The sequence below is a fragment of the Aeromonas sp. 2MA4 genome, assembly GCF_029237305.1.
Taxonomy (GTDB): Bacteria; Pseudomonadota; Gammaproteobacteria; order Enterobacterales; family Aeromonadaceae; genus Aeromonas; species Aeromonas salmonicida.
In genome coordinates this window covers 106,360-125,727 of record NZ_JAACFY010000012.1, presented here as the reverse complement: position 1 = coordinate 125,727, position 19,368 = coordinate 106,360, and the positions used below count along the sequence as shown (strand labels likewise).

20 protein-coding genes are annotated in these 19,368 nt (G+C 56.6%); 7 read left to right on the top strand and 13 right to left on the bottom strand.

Going from position 1 to position 19,368, the window contains the following annotated elements; translation table 11 throughout:
- Positions 1 to 42: 42 nt before the first annotated feature.
- From GWQ31_RS13680 to GWQ31_RS13660, 5 genes are all read right to left on the bottom strand, one after another.
- Positions 43 to 420, bottom strand: a complete 378-nt coding sequence (locus GWQ31_RS13680; RefSeq protein ID WP_111589026.1) for a MerR family transcriptional regulator — start codon at positions 418 to 420, stop codon at positions 43 to 45.
- A 775-nt stretch (positions 421 to 1,195) separates the two neighbouring features.
- Entirely contained in the window at positions 1,196 to 1,978 is a 783-nt protein-coding gene (locus GWQ31_RS13675) for a hypothetical protein (RefSeq protein ID WP_275909587.1), read from the bottom strand.
- The gene (locus tag GWQ31_RS13670) at positions 1,971 to 2,345 is read right to left on the bottom strand and encodes a hypothetical protein (protein WP_275909586.1); all 375 of its coding nucleotides are present in this window, start codon (positions 2,343 to 2,345) and stop codon (positions 1,971 to 1,973) included. The genes GWQ31_RS13675 and GWQ31_RS13670 overlap by 8 nt, the downstream gene beginning before the upstream one ends.
- A gap of 25 nt (positions 2,346 to 2,370) precedes the next feature.
- A complete protein-coding gene (locus GWQ31_RS13665; protein WP_275909585.1) occupies positions 2,371 to 3,045 on the bottom strand; it encodes a hypothetical protein in 675 nt (224 codons plus the stop codon).
- A gap of 26 nt (positions 3,046 to 3,071) precedes the next feature.
- Positions 3,072 to 3,743, bottom strand: a complete 672-nt coding sequence (locus tag GWQ31_RS13660; protein WP_275909584.1) for a hypothetical protein — start codon at positions 3,741 to 3,743, stop codon at positions 3,072 to 3,074.
- A 633-nt stretch (positions 3,744 to 4,376) separates the two neighbouring features.
- Here GWQ31_RS13660 and GWQ31_RS13655 point away from each other — a divergent pair.
- Positions 4,377 to 5,555 (top strand): aspartyl protease family protein, encoded by a 1,179-nt coding sequence (locus GWQ31_RS13655; protein ID WP_275909583.1) that lies wholly within the window; start codon positions 4,377 to 4,379, stop codon positions 5,553 to 5,555.
- A 41-nt stretch (positions 5,556 to 5,596) separates the two neighbouring features.
- On the opposite strand, the gene GWQ31_RS13650 is transcribed toward GWQ31_RS13655, so the two are convergent.
- The 5 genes from GWQ31_RS13650 to GWQ31_RS13630 form a co-directional block, all read right to left on the bottom strand.
- Complete coding sequence (locus GWQ31_RS13650) at positions 5,597 to 6,208, bottom strand: MliC family protein (protein WP_275909582.1); 612 nt, start codon at positions 6,206 to 6,208, stop codon at positions 5,597 to 5,599.
- A 106-nt stretch (positions 6,209 to 6,314) separates the two neighbouring features.
- Positions 6,315 to 6,677 (bottom strand): DUF2061 domain-containing protein, encoded by a 363-nt coding sequence (locus GWQ31_RS13645; RefSeq protein ID WP_017413068.1) that lies wholly within the window; start codon positions 6,675 to 6,677, stop codon positions 6,315 to 6,317.
- A gap of 195 nt (positions 6,678 to 6,872) precedes the next feature.
- Positions 6,873 to 7,727 carry a 23S rRNA (adenine(2030)-N(6))-methyltransferase RlmJ gene (gene rlmJ, locus GWQ31_RS13640; RefSeq protein WP_275909581.1) on the bottom strand — a complete coding sequence of 285 codons (855 nt, stop codon included), beginning with the start codon at positions 7,725 to 7,727 and terminating at the stop codon, positions 6,873 to 6,875.
- On the bottom strand, positions 7,721 to 8,182 hold the full coding sequence (locus tag GWQ31_RS13635; RefSeq protein ID WP_059168304.1) for a DUF2390 domain-containing protein: 462 nt from the start codon (positions 8,180 to 8,182) through the stop codon (positions 7,721 to 7,723). Before GWQ31_RS13635 ends, rlmJ begins: the two co-directional genes overlap by 7 nt.
- Entirely contained in the window at positions 8,175 to 10,085 is a 1,911-nt protein-coding gene (locus GWQ31_RS13630) for an ABC transporter ATP-binding protein (protein ID WP_271772686.1), read from the bottom strand. The genes GWQ31_RS13635 and GWQ31_RS13630 overlap by 8 nt, the downstream gene beginning before the upstream one ends.
- A gap of 154 nt (positions 10,086 to 10,239) precedes the next feature.
- Between GWQ31_RS13630 and GWQ31_RS13625 the strand changes: the two genes are divergently transcribed.
- Positions 10,240 to 10,650 carry a CBS domain-containing protein gene (locus tag GWQ31_RS13625; RefSeq protein ID WP_265421966.1) on the top strand — a complete coding sequence of 137 codons (411 nt, stop codon included), beginning with the start codon at positions 10,240 to 10,242 and terminating at the stop codon, positions 10,648 to 10,650.
- 77 nt (positions 10,651 to 10,727) lie between these two features.
- Here the strand turns inward: GWQ31_RS13625 and GWQ31_RS13620 are convergent, their stop codons facing one another.
- Positions 10,728 to 11,183 (bottom strand): NfeD family protein, encoded by a 456-nt coding sequence (locus tag GWQ31_RS13620; protein ID WP_005318764.1) that lies wholly within the window; start codon positions 11,181 to 11,183, stop codon positions 10,728 to 10,730.
- A complete protein-coding gene (locus GWQ31_RS13615; protein WP_005318765.1) occupies positions 11,180 to 12,103 on the bottom strand; it encodes an SPFH domain-containing protein in 924 nt (307 codons plus the stop codon). Before GWQ31_RS13615 ends, GWQ31_RS13620 begins: the two co-directional genes overlap by 4 nt.
- A 197-nt stretch (positions 12,104 to 12,300) precedes the next feature.
- Here GWQ31_RS13615 and cysG point away from each other — a divergent pair, with 197 nt between their 5' ends.
- The 5 genes from cysG to cysC all read left to right on the top strand — a co-directional run bounded on the left by cysG (position 12,301) and on the right by cysC (position 18,678).
- The gene (gene cysG / locus GWQ31_RS13610) at positions 12,301 to 13,719 is read left to right on the top strand and encodes a siroheme synthase CysG (protein ID WP_275909580.1); all 1,419 of its coding nucleotides are present in this window, start codon (positions 12,301 to 12,303) and stop codon (positions 13,717 to 13,719) included.
- A gap of 80 nt (positions 13,720 to 13,799) precedes the next feature.
- Positions 13,800 to 14,744 (top strand): sulfate adenylyltransferase subunit CysD, encoded by a 945-nt coding sequence (gene cysD, locus GWQ31_RS13605; RefSeq protein ID WP_257982474.1) that lies wholly within the window; start codon positions 13,800 to 13,802, stop codon positions 14,742 to 14,744.
- A 24-nt stretch (positions 14,745 to 14,768) separates the two neighbouring features.
- Complete coding sequence (cysN, locus tag GWQ31_RS13600) at positions 14,769 to 16,199, top strand: sulfate adenylyltransferase subunit CysN (RefSeq protein ID WP_275909579.1); 1,431 nt, start codon at positions 14,769 to 14,771, stop codon at positions 16,197 to 16,199.
- Between the two features lie 4 nt (positions 16,200 to 16,203).
- A complete protein-coding gene (locus tag GWQ31_RS13595) occupies positions 16,204 to 17,928 on the top strand; it encodes an SLC13 family permease (RefSeq protein WP_275909578.1) in 1,725 nt (574 codons plus the stop codon).
- Positions 17,929 to 18,084: 156 nt separating this feature from the next.
- The gene (cysC, locus tag GWQ31_RS13590; protein ID WP_275909577.1) at positions 18,085 to 18,678 is read left to right on the top strand and encodes an adenylyl-sulfate kinase; all 594 of its coding nucleotides are present in this window, start codon (positions 18,085 to 18,087) and stop codon (positions 18,676 to 18,678) included.
- Between the two features lie 164 nt (positions 18,679 to 18,842).
- Here the strand turns inward: cysC and GWQ31_RS13585 are convergent, their stop codons facing one another.
- The gene (locus tag GWQ31_RS13585) at positions 18,843 to 19,274 is read right to left on the bottom strand and encodes a nuclear transport factor 2 family protein (RefSeq protein WP_275909576.1); all 432 of its coding nucleotides are present in this window, start codon (positions 19,272 to 19,274) and stop codon (positions 18,843 to 18,845) included.
- Positions 19,275 to 19,368: the final 94 nt, after the last annotated feature.

The following is a 19,368-nucleotide window of genomic DNA, read 5'->3' as shown; positions in this document are numbered from 1 at the left end:
GTCAGGGCGACTGGCTTGCCATCGAAAAGCGCTTGCCCGGGCTTAGTCTTGCTGGAGGATGGGCGTGCGGCAGGGATGCTGTTGCAGCAGCGCAGCGCACTGGGTCAGGGCTTGATGCTGGCGCTGTAAACGGGCCTGCTCCGCGCCGATCTGCGCCAGCTTGTCGGCGATAAGGCGTTCCACCTTCTGCCAGGGAAACTGCGCCATATCGGTCATGCCTGCCAGCAGGGGGGTGAGCTCACTCAGTTTGCAACCCAGCTGCTGGGCCTGGCGAATAAACCCGACCCATTCCAGATCTTCCGCCCGGTAGACGCGATACTTGCCGCGCCGCCTGGGTTCGGGCAGCAGCCCCATCTGTTCGTAGAGGCGGATAGCCTTGGGAGTGGTGCCCGCCAGCCGGGCAAATTCGCCGATATACATATTGCTGCTCGCAAAGGTTGTTCGAGTAGGGGCTCACTATAGGTCAGTGGCGGGCGGGATTGAATACCCGAGGGGAGGGGCGCCCCATCGGCGCAGTGATTTGCGCAGCAGCTCTCTGGATGTGGCGTCGCCCCATCGAATGGGAGGGCCTTGCCCTCGACGGGGTTTCGCCCGCCCTTCTGGCCGGGGCGAGTGACTTTGAAAAGACCCACTTTTTATTGCAAGTAAGACCAAAGGTCTTCTCCCCCGGCAAGCCGCCCGCTTCGCAGATTCCCTCGCCTCCTTCATCGGGTCGGACGGATCGCTGCACACGGGACTTTGGCCTTCGCCATCCATGGCTTTGGCCAAAGCCCGCTTCGAACATCCCTGTTCTCGCGCCATATCGGGGTCGAGCAGTGCTCACCCTGATCCGATCTGGCCCATCTGCCGCCTGCGGCTGCGCCGTCGTCCATGACGGCGCTCCTGACCCGCTAAACTCGGCTCGGCGGCTTGCAGGGGGGGGCAACAATACCGTGCCCGCCTGTGGCGAAGGAGGCTGGTGTCAGCTCGTGACCGCTATCTGGCGCTCAGAATGGTGGGTGTCCCAATTTTGCGGTCTGAATCATCAAAATCTGGGCTTTTCTTTGTTTCTACGATGTACATTAAAACTCCTTATGGCTAACGCCCTGTTAAGGTGTGAACAACGCAATACCTCCGCCGCAGATAACTATAAAAACTAAACGCATAGCAAAAATACCAAGTGTTGAGAATCACTCTTAAATAGTTTTTTATGCAATTATTTTCCTATCGTATTTTTTAGATACTGTACTTCACACTCTGCTAGGTGAAGTAAGTGCCCCAAAGACACAATTCTAGATGCCGCAGTCCCATGTCCCCAATTGACATCTTCTCCAAGCCTAATTTTCTCGTATAGTTTATGAGATAAATGGCGCCAAACCTCACTTAACTTAGAGTATATTTGGACTTCCACACGCAAGCCGTCTGCATATTTAATGTCAAGGTGATAAGCGAAATAGCCATTATCCATCTTTGCTTCTTGCTGTGCTTCAATCGACTCTATGTCAGAGTAATCGCTCTCATTTATACGTAGTTCAGCTACAAGATCTTTCCAAAGACCAATAGAGGAGGCTAAGTTCTCTGCATAAGAAAATGTAGAAGTTACAATAGATGTTCGAACCAAATCACCTAGGTTTTGCTTTATGTTCTGACTCGTAATACAGTTTTCAAGTGTTCGCCCTTTGTTCTTACGCCACAGTTTATCAATAACTGACTCCTTTGTTTTAAATAAGGAGTCGTAGTTTTTTAGCAAACGGTCTTGAAGCTGAATTTGTGTCTCACAATCAGAGACATCTTCTCGCTTCATTTTGCTAGCTAGCAAGTGAAATGAGTGAATTCGAGAAAGCAAGTCAGCTAACTTACCTAATCGGTTTTTATTTGTTGCTTTTAAGTCTGAAAGCAATAGATCTAATTCATCATTTAATGACTTTTCTTGCTCTACATTCTGGTCATGCCATTGAATATACGAAGCCATATTGTACTCTTGAGGATAGTTATCCATAGAAACCTCTCTCAAGATAAAACATGGCTGCTACTCTTTTTGCTAGAGATTTAACCTCAATGCTGCAATAGCTCATTTCGAACGCTTCAGCTACGCTAATTGCAAGGCTACGATATGCATCATCCTCACAGTCAAGATAGTATGATAGCCCTGAAAAAACCATTACTTCTTGCGCACTCCAACGATTGAGACCAAGATCTTTTAAAGTCCATTCAAATTGAAGCTGTTTAGAGCTTAAAGCATTAACTAGATAACCAAGGTCACCTTGGTAATTCGCCAGTATTTCATCCCACATTGCATTAGCAATACGATAGGCTTCTAGGACCCGTCTATCTCCATGTTTTAACAGAGAAAAAGTTGCACTCATACTGTCCTCGCTACTTGTATGACGCTTAAAGCACGGGCGCAGATTTTTCGCGTCCCGTTCCTTTATTTGTTAGCATTTTGGCCATGCGTTCTAGATCACTAGCAACATCATTAAAGCCAAAATAATTTGTTGGGTGTTCATATGCTGAATCACGATGCCTATCTTGGGGATCATAATCTGGCAGCCGTGAGCGAAGCTCGTCTCTTAACATCATAGTGTCGACCCTAAAGCGTCGATCATACTCAGCGTTCATCTCACTACTGAGTCGCATCATATGATTTGTTTGTCTATTCCATTCAATATTTCTCTGCTCTTCAGACTGGGCTGCTGAAAAATTATGACGCTCCATCATGTTAGTTTGATCTTCTCGCTTATAGCGTTCGATAAATTCACGAAGATTTTTCACGACTTCGAGCGTTTTTTCCTTTAATGCGACCTCATCGGAGTCGACAACCGAATGAACTTTTTCGTCATATTTTAATGCGCGATCTTTATATGATTCAGCTTGCTCAGTTTTTAGATGAAGGCGCTCCTTCAATGTTTCATTAGCAGACTTAGTTTGCTCAACAACGGCTGTGTAACGCCATTTAGCTGCGAGATAGGCCAAGCCAAACATGATTGCAGCCAAAATTAGAAAGGCAAATGGTGCTTGAGAAACAACACTCCATTCCTTAGCTACATATTCGAATAATTTTTCCACTCGACTTCCTCGTGAATGCTAACGCCTCAATCAGCCGACGCGTTAGCGGTCGGCAGCATTGATTTGTTATAAGGCAACTCTGCCGGGTTTATTTTGAATATTTTTTCCAAATAATTATCTATCTGATCTAGAAGCTCAGTAGCTGATGCATTTCGACTATCAACTAGCGTATTATTAGTATTGCCGCTATTAATCGACTCATTTGCGTTTCGAAAGCTATCTAGGTATACGTTCACTTTTTTCTCAAATTCAGTGAGAAATTTAGGATCAATTTCTTTGACAAAATGTTTGTTGCAGCTCATAAAGTCGCTCACTTGAGCCAAGGTATCCTGAAATTTATCAAAGGCCATCTGTGCTTCATCAGTTGATTTTGCTCGATGGTAAAAGTGTCTCGTGTAGACTTTAAGATCTACGAGTCCTTCGTAAAGCTTTCTTTTTGTTTCTATTCTAATTTTTAGGCTTTCTTTAAACTCCTCTACAATATATGCAGCTTGAGCTTTTTGTTTTTCAAGCTCGATATCAAACGGTTGACGACCAGCTGATCTGAGGGATTCTAATTCACCTATATCTTCTTTATCAGCTCGATTATTCCCTTTTCTAGAAGAGTAAGCGTCAATCACTTTCTTTCCAAACAAATACCATGCAATGTAGAGAACCAACAATACGTTAGTTGTTATTGTGCTTCCAAATATTTCCATAGCCTACCTTGCCCTATAACATTGATTAGATAGAAGGCGGTACTAACACATTAATACCGCCTTCTATCTAACTCCGCTTTATATCGATTCAGAGAGCTGTAAATAACATTATAATTCAATGAATTACCTTCCTAGCTCTGAAGCTGGGTGTATTCGCTTGATCTCTTCTTTTTGCACAACAATTACGACCGTATAGAAAATCAGTGTGACCATTGGCCACGGCAAATGCCAGCATGGCTACCGCACAGGATTTCAGCTTCCAGATTGCTGCTTTTAACCAAGGGATGATCGCTGGCAGGGCTCATGGGGGAGACTCCGACGAGGCAAATGTTGCCAATCGAATATATTAGCGGTGCTAGTGCAGAGGGGAAGGGCAAGATGTCGGATTTCTGTGCAAGATCAATAAATTAATCGATAGGACAGGGTGAACTGTGGATAGCCGGGAGGCGGTGGATGCCTCTCCTGACGGATAGCCGTAGAGGATTCGTGGTCATAATAAGCTTGAGTCAGCATAAAACTCTTTGTTATTGTCACCAGCACCGGCGAAGATAGTTTATTTATCTATAAATCAACAAGATAGTGTTCTGTGATGCCGTGGTGGGGGCAGCGCATTCGCTATCGTAAAGGAGTGTTATGACATTGCAGTTCAACGCAATGGCACTGGCCATATTGATCCTCTCCGCCGTCCAGGGCTGCAGCGACCCTGACTCGTCCGCCACGGCAGCCTCATCCGCGCCAGTACTGGCTGTTCATTACGAAAGTGCTCCCCTGATACCCGTCACCATAGACGGTGAGCAGTACCAGTTTCTGCTCGATACCGGCGCCAGCATCACTGTGATTGATCGCCGCCTTGCCACTCGATTCAAGGCGCTCAGCTTAAGTGAACTGCCCCTGGCCTATCAGGCCGACTTTGCCAATGTGGCCAGCGTATCGGGTCAAGTGGGTAGTGATCAGCTTGGATTCGTGCAGCCGGTACCCTTCTCGGTGGGGTCGGTCACCATAGATGACAGCGATCTGTGGGGAACCATGGATTTTGAGCTCTTCTCCCAGTCCATCGGTACCCGCATCGATGGTGTACTCGGGATTGATACCATACGGCGCTTCAACTGGGTGTTTGATAACGGGCAGCATCAGATCAGCGCCTCGCTGAGGGCGCCGTCCGCCGCCGGGTTCGAGCGTTGTATCGGATATGAAGACAGCTACAACCGCTCACCGGCCATCTACCTGACTCACGGCGAGAGCAGCGTGCGAATGTACCTCGATACCGGGGCCGATCAGAGCTATGTCGATCGCGCCTTTATCGGCTTTATGGCCGACAAGCAGGCGTTGCTTGGTGCAGGTGCTAGCCCGCGAAAAGGGGCTGATGCGAGCGGTATGCAGGCGGCAAGTGAACATATCCTCACGGATCTTCAGTTTGACGAGCGTCCGCTCGGTCAGTTGCGGGTGTCGGAAAACGGCAACGACAAGTATGCCCTTGGCCTGGACTTTGTGAACCGCTTCAAGCGTTTTGCGATCATTCCGGGGCGCATGATGATCTGCTACGACGCAGGCAGCCTGGCGCGGCAATTACCGCCCTTCCTGCGCAATATAGCGGTGCGCTTTGATGGTCAGCATCTGCAGATCTATTACAACGATGAGCAGGCGCTGATCCCCTACGGCCTGAAGAACGGTGATCTCATAGAGCAGGTCAACGGGGTGGCGTATCGCCCCATCGAGATCGACAAGGTGCGCGAACTGCTCAATATCAGCAAGCCGGGATCGCTCAAGATGCGGGTTATCAGAGAGGGCAAGGCACTGGATATCGCCATCTAATCAAGAACGGGGCCGGCAATCTGACCGGCCCCGGGACGGGATTAGCCCTTGGCTGGGCTCACTGTGCAGTTGAGCGACGGCTGGCCGTAACGCTCCAGGCTGGCCTCGTCCCCCTTGGTGAAGAGGCTGAGGTTCTGGCCTTCATAACGGGCGCCGCTGGCGCTGGGGGCTTCATAGGCGAGCACCTGTTGCTGGCTATCCCCTTCGCTCAGGTTGATCACGGCGGCGGGCAGCTTGGCATCGTTATAGAAGTAGGTGGAGAGGGTGACCTTGTTGCCGCACTGGTAGTCGACCGGTGTCGTGACCATTAGCTGGCCACCTTTTATCTGCAACTCAGTGATCCGCTGCTGGTAGTTCTCCTCTACGCATTGGCGCAGATCCTTGGCCTTCCAGCAGTCGTTGCGACCCTTGATCCAGCCGCGCTGCATGGTCTTCTCCGTTTTGAACTGTTCGGGGGAGAGGTTGGCGAGCGCCTTGGGATAGAGGGCGGCCAGCTCGTTATCCAGCGCCGCCAGCGCGGCATCCTTGCAGATCAGGGTTTCGGCCGCGCCGGCTGCCTTGGCACAATCAAAGGAAGGGGTGGCAGCACAGGCCAGCAGAGGGGCAAAGAGAAGAGGGGCAAAGAGAAGAGGGCCAAGCAGCATCTTGTTCATCGGAAAGACTCCAGCAAAAAGAGTGGGATACCCGGCTACTAGAACACAATGAGACGGGGCCGCCGAGCGCTTTTTGCGCTGGGCGGCCCTGAACAAGGCAAGGCGTTCAGGCCAGCGCCAGTTGCTGGCGGGCGCGCCACAGCCGCTCGTGGAAGAAGAAGACAACAGTGTTGATGGCGGGCTCTATGATGGCCATCACGCCGCCGGTGAGCAGTTCGCCGCTCAGCAGGAAGGCGACGGCAAACGCCACGCTGAAGTGTACCAGGGCGAAGCTGCTGGTCTTGGCCTGCAGGCTGTGACTGGGTTTGAACTTGTGCCAGCCCAGATCATGAAAGTAGAAGGCGACCGTGTTGACGGCGGGCTCTATCAGGGCGATCAGGCTGGCGGTCAGCAGCTCACCGGTCAGCAGGTAAGCCACGGTAAAGGCTACACCGAAGTGCAGGATGGCAAAGCTGATGGTCTTTTTCATGATGGTGACTCCCTCTGGTGATGACAGCAGTATCCGCCACAATTGCATTAAATGAAAACTATTCTCATCTAATGGTTGGATAGGGAGAACCTATCAAGGGTGATGGTTCTGCCAGTCGCCCAGTCATGAATATCCCGGCCCGGAATGACAAAAAGCCCCGAAAGGGGCTTTTTGTTTCAAATCTCGGGGCTGGTCTCAGGCTTCCGTTTTGCTTAACCATTCCACCTTGTACTTGGCGCCAGCCCCCTGGGCCAGCTTGGCGCACAAGGGTTTGAGGAAGGCTTCTATCTGCTCGTCCAGCATCCAGGGGGGGCTGATAATGAGCATGCCGGAGCCGTTCATGCCCCAGTCGGCGGTCTGTTCGGCCACTTCCAGCTCGGCCACCAGCACGTTACCGAAGTTTTCCCGCTTGATGGCGCGCAGCATGTCGCGGGATTTGTCCGCTTCCTGCCCCAGGATGGGATACCAGAGGGCGTAGATGCCGGTCGCCCAGCGCTTCTGCGCTTTTTTCAGGGTATCGACCACGGCGAAGTAATCTTCTTTGAGCTCATAGGGTGGGTCGATCAGCACAAGCCCGCGGCGCGGGGTCGGCGGCAGCAGGGCTACCAGCCCTTCGAAGCCGTCACGGTGGTGCACGACGACTCTGGGGTCATAGCCCATGTTGGCGCGCAGGTCTTCCACCTCGTTGTTGTGCAACTCCATCAGGGCCAGCTTGTCCTGCTCGCGGGCAAGACGGCGCGACAGTTCGGGGGAGCCCGGGTAGTAGTGCAGCTCACCGCCCTGATTCATCTCGTCGATGACGCCAAGATAGGGGGCCATGGCGGGCCATTGGGCCCGCTCATCCCACAACCGGCCTATGCCATCGGCATACTCGGCCTTCTTCTGGGACCAGTCGCCGCGCAGGTCGTAGAGACCGCCGCCGGCATGGGTGTCCAGCACAATGTAGGGCTTATCCTTCTTCTTGAGGGACTCGATGATCAGGGCCTGAACGGCATGTTTCAGGACGTCGGCATGGTTGCCGGCGTGAAAGGCGTGGCGATAACTCAGCATGTCAGATCTCTGAGGGGGCCCTGCTGGGCACCCAGTAACGATAAATAGTTCAACAGATTGCGGCCCTTGCCGCGAAACAGGGTGAGGCCGCGCAGTGTCTGCAGCAGGACCCCTTGTTGCAAGCGTTCCAGCTCCAGCTCATGGGCCAGCATGGCCTGGTATTCCTGCTCATCGAGTCGCGATTTGGCGTTCTGGCGCAGGGCGCGCCAGGGAGCCAATACCGCTTCTGTCTGCACCAGTGCCGGCTGCAGATCGGTCAGGTCGACGGCTATGCCTGTCTGATCCAGTCGATGCAGCAGCAGGGCCAGGTTGACGTTGCCCCCTTGTGCCTGCACCGTGAGCCAGTCCTGGCTGCGCTCGCCATAGACCTTGCCGCTCCAGTGCCAGAAGCCGATGGGGGTCGGCAATTCGTGTACGGCGACCCGCTCGGTCGCTATCAGCGGGTCATCATGCAAGGAAGATCTGCTCCATGGTTTCCAGCTCTTCAGAGAGGCTCATCCACTCCAGCTCGACACCATCCAGCTCTTCCTTGATAGGGCCCTGGGATTTGAGCAGCTCAGAGAGCTTGTTCTTGGCAGCCTCTTCATAGATGGCGGGGTCGGCCAGCTGCTCTTCCACCGCCGCCAACCGGGTCTGCAATTTCGCCATGCTGGCTTCCAGCTTCTCCAGCTTCTGGCGCAGGGGGCGGGTCTGCTGGCGGAATTCCGCCTCGCGCCGCTTCTGATCCTTGCGCGCCAGCGCCGAGTTGGCGGAGATGATGCCGTCGCTGGGCTTGGCGTTGGCCTCTTTCTCCTGCTCACCGAGCCACTTGTGGTAGTCGTCCAGATCGCCGTCGAAGGCTTCGACCCGGCCACCGTGGACCAGATAGAAGTCATCCGTGGTGGTGCGCAGCAGGTGACGGTCGTGCGAGACCACCACCATGGCGCCCTCGAAGCCTTGCAGCGCCATGGTCAGGGCGTGGCGCATCTCCAGATCCAGGTGGTTGGTCGGTTCATCCAGCAGCAAGAGGTTCGGTTTTTGCCAGGTGACGAGTGCCAGCACCAGCCGTGCCTTTTCGCCGCCGGAGAAGGGAGCCACCTTGTCGAGCGCCTTGTCACCGTGAAAACCAAAACTGCCCAGATAGTTGCGCAGCTCCTGCTCGGACTTGTCTGGCGCGAGGCGGGCCAGGTGATCGAGGGGGGTATCGTCGAGCCGCAGGGTTTCGAGCTGATGCTGGGCGAAATAGCCAATGCTGACGCCGGCGCTCACTTCCAGCTTGCCCGACAGGGGCGGATTGGTGCCCGACAGCATCTTGATGAAGGTGGACTTGCCGGCGCCGTTGCGACCGAGCAGGCCGATGCGCGAACCCGGCACCAGGTTCATCTTTATCTTCTCCAGGATCACCTTGTCGCCGTAACCGGCGCTGAGGTTCTCCATGGCGATCAGCGGGGTCGGCAGAGCCGACGGCTCGCGAAACTCGAAACTGAATTCGGAATCGGCGTGGGCGGGCAGGAGTTTCTCCATCCGCTCCATGGCTTTGAGGCGACTCTGGGCCTGACGGGCCTTGGAGGCCTTGTAGCGGAAGCGGTCCACATAGGCCTGCATGTGGGACACCTCCCGCTGCTGCTTCTCGTACATGGACTGCTGCTGGGCCAACTGCTCGGCACGCTGCAGTTCGAAGTCGGAGTAGCCGCCAGTGTATTCGTTGAGCTTGCCGTTCTCGATATGGATGATGCGGCTGATGACAGAATCGAGGAAATCGCGGTCGTGCGAAATCAGCACCAGCGTGCCCTGATAGCCCTTGAGCCACTTCTCCAGCCAGATGACGGCATCGAGATCCAGGTGGTTGGTCGGTTCATCGAGCAGCAGCAGGTCTGAGCGGCAGAGCAGTGCCTGGGCCAGGTTCAGGCGCATGCGCCAGCCACCGGAGAAGCTGCGTACCGGCGAGCCGAGTTGCTCGTCGCCAAAACCCAGACCGTGCAGCAGCTCGGCGGCGCGGGCCCGAATGCTGTAGGCGCCTATGGTATCGAGCTTGCCGTGCAACTCGGCCACCAGTATGCCGTTGTCATCCAGCTCGGCCTGGGCCAGCTGGGCTTCCAGTGAGCGGAACTCCTTGTCACCGTCGATCACGTAGTCCAGCGCAGAGCAGTCCAGCGCCGGTGTCTCCTGGGCGACGCCGGCGATCTGCCAGCCTGCGGGCAGGCTGAAGCTGCCGCTGTCGATGGCAAGCTCGCCCCGTACCAGTGCAAAAAAGGTGGACTTGCCACTGCCATTTTTACCCACCAGGCCCACCTTGTGGCCCGGGTGAATGGTGGCGGAAGCGTTGTCCAGCAGCTTGCGGCCGCCGCGGATCAGTTCGATTTGACTGGCAACTATCATGGGTGGGGTCTGCTTGCTCAAAATGGAGGAGAAAATCTGGCGCGGATCTTACGTGAAATGGCGCAGATTTGCACTTGGGCTAAGGACGGGCGACTGGCTGGCGTGGTAAAAAGATGCCATAACAGAGAAACCAGTTGGGTTACGGGAGGTTAGCATGCTTATCAAGGACATCATGACGACCCGGGTCGCCACTGTCTCCATGGACGATCGGCTCAGTGTCATCAAGGATATCTTCGAGCAGGCCCGCTTTCGCCATCTGCTGGTGCTGGAAGAGGATCAACTGGTGGGAGTCATCTCGGACAGGGATCTGTTCCGCGCCATCAGCCCCTATCTGGGCTCCGAGGCCGAGATGAGCCGCGACACAGAGACCCTCAACCGGCGGGCTCACCAGATCATGAGTCGCCAGCCCGTCACCATTGCCTCCCACCTGCCGGTCCGTGACGGCGTCAAGCTGATGCTGAAGAAGGGGGTCTCCTGCCTGCCGGTGCTGGAAAATGGCGCCCTGGTCGGCATCATCAGCTGGAAGGATCTGCTGCGCGCTGCCCTCGAGGATGATGGCTTCTAACCCGCTGCATCACTTCATGAAAAAGGGCTCCGTGGAGCCCTTTTTGGTGTGGTGAAGCCGATGTTAGCGCGTTCGAGTTAAGGCAAGGGTTCCACCAGCAGGATATGGGAGTCCGTCCCGACCACCTTGACCCGGCTGCCGGCGGTGAGCGGCATCTGGCTGCGCACCGTCCAGACGGTGTCATCCAGATGGACCCGGCTCAGCCCCTGCACCACGTCATCCAGCAGCACCAGCTCCCGGCCCACATAGCCCTGCATCCGTTCATTGATGGGGGCGGCCGCATCACGGCCCGAGCGGTCGCGCTTGTGCTGCCAGCGCCACCAGGCCCAGGTAGTGAGCAGGGATTGCACCGCAAACAACAGCAGCTGCGCCTGCCAGCCGAAGGGCCACAGCAACAGCAGCAGCCCCACTTCCAGCGCGGCTATGCCGGTCCAGAGCAGAAAGCCCACCGACCCCAGCACTTCTATGGCCAAGAGGATGAAACCCAGCCCCAGCCAGTGCCAGTGGGTCAGCCCCTCGAGCAGGGCTGTCATGACTTGTTACCCTTGCCATCTTTGTTGAACATCTCGGCCATGCCGGCTATCGAGCCGATCAGGCTGCCTGCTTCCAGCGGCATCATGATGATCTTGCTGTTGGGGCCTTCACCGATACGGGCCAGGGCTTCCGTGTACTTCTGGGCCACGAAGTAGTTGATGGCCTGCATATCCCCTTCCGCTATAGCTTTTGAGACCATATGGGTCGCCTTGGCTTCCGCCTCGGCAGCCCGCTCCCGCGCCTCGGCGGCGAGGAAGGCGGCCTGACGCTCACCCTCGGCCTTGAGGATCTGGGACTGCTTCTCCCCCTCGGCTTTGAGGATTTTGGATTGACGCACCCCTTCGGCTTCCAGCACCTCAGCCCGCTTCTGGCGCTCGGCCTTCATCTGGGCGTTCATGGCTTCCACCAGCGCCAGCGGCGGACGTACATCCTTGATCTCGATCCGGGTCACCTTGATGCCCCAGGGGGCGGTGGCGGCATCCATGGTGCGCAGCAGCTTCTCGTTGATGGTGTCGCGCTGGGAGAGCATCTCGTCCAGCTCCATGGCGCCCAGCACTGTCCGCATATTGGTCATGGTGAGATTGCGGATGGCGCTGGTGAGATCGTTGACCTCGTAGGCGGCTTTGCGGGCATCCACCACCTGCACGAAGCTGATGGCGTCTATGGTGACGTTGGCGTTGTCGCGGGAGATCACCTCTTGCGCCGGAATGTCCAGCACCTGCTCCATCATGATGATCTTGTGACCGACTCTATCCACATAGGGGATAAGCAGGTTGAGGCCGGGGGAGAGAGTGCGGGTGTAGCGGCCGAAGCGCTCCACTGTCCAGTTGTAGCCTTGCGGCACTATCTTGATGCCGGCACCCAGGGTGACGATCACCAGGAACACGAAGATCCCTAGCACAATCAATGACTCATTCATTATCTAGCTCCTTATGAAACACATTCACTAGCCTATGGCCTTGCGCCGAGCACCACAAGGATGATCGTCCGCCTTTGTCATCATATGGCTTTGCTAATTACTAAAATGCATTAAAAAGCATTTTTTATTATTTTGAGGGATAAGCAGCCCTGCCTATAGTCGCCCCATATTAGTCGTGTTCCGAGGGATGGGCCGAAATGGATTATTTACCTATGTTTGCCAGGTTGGAAGGCCGCCCCGTCTTGCTGGTAGGCGGGGGCGAGGTGGCCCTGCGCAAGGCGCGTCTGCTGCTGGCGGCAGGCGCAAGGCTGACCCTGGTCTCCCCCGAGATTGAACCCGAATTCGCTGAATTTGCCGGCCGTTTTACCCATCTGGTCGAGCGCTTCACCCCGGCTCACCTGGCTGGTCAGCTGCTGGTGGTGGCCGCCACCGACAATCTCGAAGTCAACGCCCTGGTCTATCAAAGCGCCAACCAGCTGGGTCTATTCGTCAATGTGGTGGATGACCCAAAACGTTCCAGTTTCATCTTTCCCTCCATCATAGATCGCTCGCCCCTGATGGTCGCCGTCTCCAGCGGTGGCAAGGCCCCCGTCCTGGTGCGCCTGTTGCGCGAGCGACTCGAGAGTCTGCTGCCCCGCCACCTGGGGGGGCTCACCGAGCTCTCAGGTCGGGTGCGTGACAAGGCCAAGCAGGTGCTCTCATCCATTTCTGATCGCCGCCGCTTCTGGGAGCGCGCCTTTGCCTCCAACACCCTGGCCGGGCTTATCGAAAAGCAGGATTGGCAGAGTGCCGAAACCTGGCTCAATGACGGGCTCGACAAGGCCCAAAGCGAGGTGGGCGAGGTGGTGCTGGTCGGTGCGGGCCCTGGCGATCCGGGCCTGTTGACCCTCAAGGCGCTGCAACAAATTCAGCAGGCGGAAGTGGTGCTCTATGACCAGCTGGTCTCCCCGGAGATCCTGGATCTGGTGCGCCGCGATGCCACCCTGGTCTCGGTCGGCAAGAAGGCCGGTGCCCACAGCGTGCCCCAGGAAGAGACCAACCGTCTCTTGGTGGAGTACGCCAGGGCGGGTAACCGTGTGGTGCGCCTCAAGGGCGGTGATCCCTTCATGTTTGGCCGTGGCGGCGAGGAGCTGGAGGTGCTGGCGGCAGAGGGGATCCCCTTCTCCGTAGTGCCCGGCATCACGGCCGCCGCTGGTGCCACCGCGTATGCCGGTATCCCGCTTACCCACCGCGACCACGCCCAGAGTGCCGTCTTCATCACGGGCCACTGCCAGAAAGAGGGCAAGGAGCCCGACTGGCAGCAGCTCGCCATGACCCAGCAGACCCTGGTTATCTACATGGGGCTGATGCGCTCCGAACATATTCAGCAGCAACTGGTGAGCCACGGCCGCAGCAGCCAGACCCCCATCGCCATCATAGAGCGGGGCACCACGGCCCGTCAGCGCGTGCTGACCGGCACCCTGGCTGAGTTGGCTGTACTGGCCCAGCAGGCAGTGAGCCCGTCCCTCATCGTCATCGGTGAAGTGGTGGCCTTGCGCGAGCGGCTGGCCTGGTTCGGCGAGGGACAGCCTGAGGCTGAGGGCGCCTGCGACCTCAAGCTGGTCAACCTGGCCTGAGCCCCCATCCCGAATGTTGTGACCATGAACCGATTTGACGGTGCGGCGACAGCGGCACCGACCTGAACCCGAATCGCGCCCTGACCCGGCGCGTTAGCCAGACCAGAGGACCCGACATGGACCGTGAAAGACTGACGCATTTGCAGCAACTGGAGGCCGAGAGCATCCATATCATCCGCGAGGTGGCTGCCGAATTTGAAAACCCGGTGATGATGTACTCCATCGGCAAGGACTCCTCCGTCATGCTGCACCTGGCTCGCAAGGCCTTCTATCCGGGCAAGATCCCATTCCCCTTGCTGCATGTCGACACAGACTGGAAGTTCAAGGAGATGATTAAATTTCGCGACGAGACCGCCAAAAAGTACGGGCTGGATCTCATCGTCCACAAGAACCCGGATGGCCTCGCCATGGGGATCAACCCCTTCGTGCACGGCAGCGGCAAGCACACCGACATCATGAAGACAGAAGGGCTCAAACAGGCGCTCAACCAGCACGGCTTCGATGCTGCCTTCGGCGGTGCCCGTCGTGACGAGGAGAAGTCCCGTGCCAAGGAGCGGGTCTACTCCTTCCGTGACAAGTCTCACCGCTGGGACCCGAAAAACCAGAGACCCGAGCTGTGGCGCGTCTACAACAGCCAGGTCAACAAGGGGGAGAGCATACGGGTGTTCCCGCTCTCCAACTGGACCGAGCTGGATATCTGGCAATACATCTATCTCGAGAACATCGACATAGTGCCGCTCTACTTCGCGGCCGTGCGCCCGGTGGTGGAACGCAATGGCATCAAGATCATGGTGGATGACGAGCGCATGCCCATCGGCCCTGAAGATGAAGTGAAGCAGGAGCTGGTGCGCTTCCGTACCCTCGGCTGCTACCCGCTGACCGGGGCCATCGAATCCGATGCCACCACGCTGCCGGAGATCATCGAAGAGATGCTGCTCACCACCTCGAGCGAACGGCAAGGGCGGCTGATTGACCACGATCAGGCAGGCTCCATGGAGCAGAAGAAGCGTCAGGGCTATTTCTAAAAAAATGTTCTAAGGAATCGCATCATGAACAACCATATTCAGACCGCCATCAGCGAACAGGGCATTGAAGCCTACCTGCACGCCCAGCAGCACAAGAGCCTGCTGCGTTTTCTCACCTGCGGCAGCGTGGACGACGGCAAGAGCACCTTGATCGGTCGCCTGCTGCATGACTCCCAGCAGATCTATGAAGATCAGCTCAAAGCGCTGGAGTCCGACAGCCAGAAGCTTGGTACCACAGGCGAGAAGCTGGATCTGGCGCTGCTGGTGGACGGCCTGCAGGCCGAGCGCGAGCAGGGCATCACCATAGACGTGGCCTACCGCTATTTTTCGACGGCGAAACGCAAATTCATCATCTCGGATACCCCGGGCCACGAGCAGTACACCCGCAACATGGCGACCGGTGCCTCCACCTGTGATCTGGCCATCATTCTGATCGATGCCCGCAAGGGCGTGCTGGATCAGACCCGTCGTCACAGCTTTATCGCCAGCCTGCTCGGCATCAAGCAGTTCGTGGTGGCGGTCAACAAGATGGATCTGGTGGAGTTCAGCCAGGAGGTGTTCGAGCGCATCAGTGCCGATTACCGCGAATTCGCCAAAAAGCTCAACGTCGACACCATACAGATAGTGCCCGTCTCGGCGCTGGACGGCGACAACGTGGTCAACCAAAGCGACAAGCTGGCCTGGTATCAGGGGGAGACCCTGCTCTCACTGCTGGAGTCTGCCGACGTTGAGCGTGAGCTGGAGCGCCATCCGGTGCGTCTGCCGGTGCAGTACGTGAACCGCCCCAACCTGGATTTTCGCGGCTTTGCGGGCACGCTCGCGGCCGGTATTTTGCGGGTCGGCGACAAGCTGGCGGTACTGCCGTCCGGCAAAGAGAGCACAGTCACCCGCATCGTGACCTTCGACGGAGATCTGGAGTACGCTCTGCCGGGTCAGGCCATCACTGTGACTTTTGCCGATGAAATCGACATCAGCCGCGGCGATCTGCTGGTGGATGCGGCGAAAAAGCCCCTGGTGACCCAGAACCTGCTGGCCCACATCGTCTGGATGGGGGAGGAGTCTCTGCAGCCGGGCCGTGTCTATGACGTCAAGCTGGCCACCAAGAAGACCCGTGGTCAGGTGGAGGTCATTCGTCATCGCATCGAAATCAACAAGCTGGACCAGCTGGATGCGAGTGAACTGCATCTCAACGAGATTGGCTTGTGCGAAGTGAGTCTGACCGACCCTGTGGCGTTCGATCCATACACGGATATCCGCGACACCGGCAGCTTCATCCTGATCGACCGGCTGACCAACGTCACCGTCGGGGCGGGCATGATAGTGGAAGGCCTGGCCGCGAAAGCAGTGACTCTTGGTGGCAAAGCGGAGCAATACAGCGAGTTTGAAATCGAGCTCAACGCCCTGGTACGCAAGCACTTCCCGCACTGGCAAGCACTCGCCATCGGCAAGGAGTAACCCCATGACCTGGCAACAATCCCTGGTGCTGGGTCTGCTGGCTGCCCTCGTCGCCCTGCTGATCCAGGGCAAACTCCGCCCGGCGCTGCTCTTTTCGGGCGCCGTGCTCATCACCTATCTGAGCGGCCTGGCGGACATCAACGCCGTGGTGGCGGGTTACACCAACAGCGCCTTGCTGACCCTGGTGTTGCTGCTGCTGGTGTCGCTGGCGGTGGAGAAGACCCGGATCATGAGCTGGTTCGCCAATCTGGTGGGCTCGGGTTCATTCAACAAGGTATTGATCAAGCTGTGGTTTTCCACCGCTTTCCTGTCGGCCTTCGTCAACAACACGGCCGTGGTGGCGTCCATGCTGGGGGCGGTCAAACGCAATCCCAACCATGCACCCTCCCGGCTGCTGCTGCCCATGTGCTTCGCCGCCACCTTTGGCGGTGTGCTGACCCTGATCGGCACCTCCACCAATCTCATCGTCAACAGCTTCCTCATCAAGATGGGGGCCCAGCCGCTCGGCATGTTCGACTTCTTTATGGTGGGAGCCGGGACCTTGCTGACCGGTCTGGTGGCCGTGCTGCTGTTTGCCCGCTATCTGCCGGAGCAGGATACCGAGATGAGCCGGGAGTCCGGCTATTTTCTCGAAGCCAAGGTAGGCGCCGGTTCGCCGCTGGCGGGGCGCAGCGTCAAGGAGAACGGCCTGCGCAGCCTCAAAAGCCTCTATCTGGCGGAGATCATCCGCGGTGACCAGGTGATCTGCCCGGTACAGCCGGAACACGAGCTGCACGAAGGGGATGTGCTGCTGTTTTGCGGCGAGGTGGAGAGTGTCGGCGTGTTGCAGGAGATGAAGGGGCTGGATCTCTACGGCCAGCATCGTCTCAACGGCCAGCATCTGGTGGAGGTGATCGTCAGCCACAGCTCGCGACTGGTGGGGCAATCCATCAAGGATGCCGAGTTCCGTACCCACTTCGATGCCGTGGTGCTGGCAGTGCGCCGGGGCGAGACCCAGCTGACCGGTGGCCTCGGCCAGATTGAGCTGCACGCCGGTGATACCCTGCTGCTGGCCCCTGGGCCCAAGTTCGCCAGCAACAAGTCCCTGTCGCGGGAGTTTGTGGTGGTGAGCGGGCTTGAGGCCTCCACCCGCCTCGATGGCAAGCGCAGCGCCGCCGTTGTGTTGGGCTTTCTCGGTGTGTTGGCGCTGTCGGTGTTTGAGCTGGTGCCGCTGTTCAAGGGATTGCTCATGATGCTGGTGGCTTTGCTGTTCTCCCGCATCCTGACCCTGGACGAGATCCGCCGCCGCTTTCCGCTGGATATCTGGCTGGTGGTGGGCGGGGCGCTCGCCATCGCCGATCAGCTGGAGAAGAGCGGTCTGGCCAAACTGATTGCCGACTGGCTGATGGTAGAGTTCAACGGTTCCAGCCCCATCATCGCCTTTATCGGCATCTACCTGTTTACCCTGGTACTGACCGAGCTGATGAGCAACAACGCCGCGGCGGCGCTTGCCTTCCCCATGGGTTACCAGCTGGCGCTCAGCATGGATGTCTCGACCATGCCGTTTATTCTGGCTGTGCTGTTCGGGGCCAGCTCCAGCTTTATCCTGCCCTACGGCTACCAGACCAACCTGATGGTCTATGCGGCGGGCAACTACAAGATGCCGGATTACCTCAAGCTGGCGCTGCCTGTCTCGCTGGCATACAGCCTGGGGGTGATTATCATGGTGCCCCTGCTGTTTCCGTTCTGAGGCGTGATGGCGGGTGATAAAGGCCGGGTCATTCGTCGTGATTCAAGGGGTTGGATGAGCAATCATGGCCATGGCACCGGCAAGCCATCTATTGATGGGCAGGGAGTCAGAGACAGTTTCAGCGTGGCAGCGTCAATGCCAAACAAGGAGTTTTAGATGAGCAATATAGTGTGGCACCAGCATGCTGTCAGCAAACAGAGCCGTTCTGAATTGAAGGGACAGAAGCCCCTGGTGATCTGGTTCACCGGGCTCTCCGGGGCGGGTAAATCCACCCTGGCGGGGGCGCTGGAACAGGCGCTGGCTGCCGAGAGCAAGCACACCTACCTGCTGGATGGGGACAATGTGCGCCACGGCCTGTGCGGGGATCTCGGTTTCGATGATGCCGCACGTCAGGAGAATATCCGCCGGGTCGGCGAGGTGGCAAAACTCATGGTGGATGCGGGCCTGATCGTGCTCACCGCCTTTATCTCGCCGTTCCGTGCCGAACGGGAACTGGTGCGCAATCTGCTCGGCGCCGACGAGTTTGTCGAGGTCTTTGTCGATGCACCGCTCGCCGTCTGTGAAGAGCGCGACCCCAAGGGGCTCTACAAAAAGGCGCGGGCAGGGGAAATTCGCAATTTCACCGGCATCGATTCCGCCTATGAGGCGCCAGAGGATCCCGAGATCCACCTGCTCAATGCCGGTAAACCGGTCGAGGTGCTGGTGAATGAGCTGCTGACCGCCCTGCGGCTGCGGGGGTTAATCGACTGAGGTCGATGTTCTCCACCGATCATCCATAGAAAAAGGGGCCTTGGCCCCTTTTTCTATTTCTATATTTCCCCGCAACGATTTTCTTGCAGCCGCATACCGCCTTAGAAACCTAAGCCTACGTATAGTGGAAATACCACGCGTTGCGAGTCACTCTTGAACAGTTTTTATGCGTTAATTTCTCCTGATAACACAGCAATCCTTTCCAAATCTCTACTTGGAAAGTCAGGGTCTACATACACATACATACGACTTATTAGTTTTCCTGTAAATTTGAATACACTACAAAAACGACCCATGGAGATATTATTGTCCGGCCAAGAGGTACCATCACTCATTACACCTCCCTCTTGCCCCTCGACAATCACGGTGTTGCCAGCCGTTGTTATCTTAAAGCCATCTATGTCGTGCCAGATACTGGTGAGTGAGCTACCAATTCTATTGCCAAACTCAACCAATGCATCCTTTCCTTTGGCTTGACCAAATTTGGGGAAGAAAAAATCAACATTCCCCGAGAACAGGTCAAGATAACTGGGATCACCTGCATCTACTTTCTTGAAATACTCAATCGCTATCTCAACTAGAATTTCTTGTTCCATCACAATTCCTATGTTCGTATTGATTTTACGCATAACCGTGATTGGAAGGAGGGAGCTCACTGGCGAGTGATACCTTTTTATAAATCCACTCCAT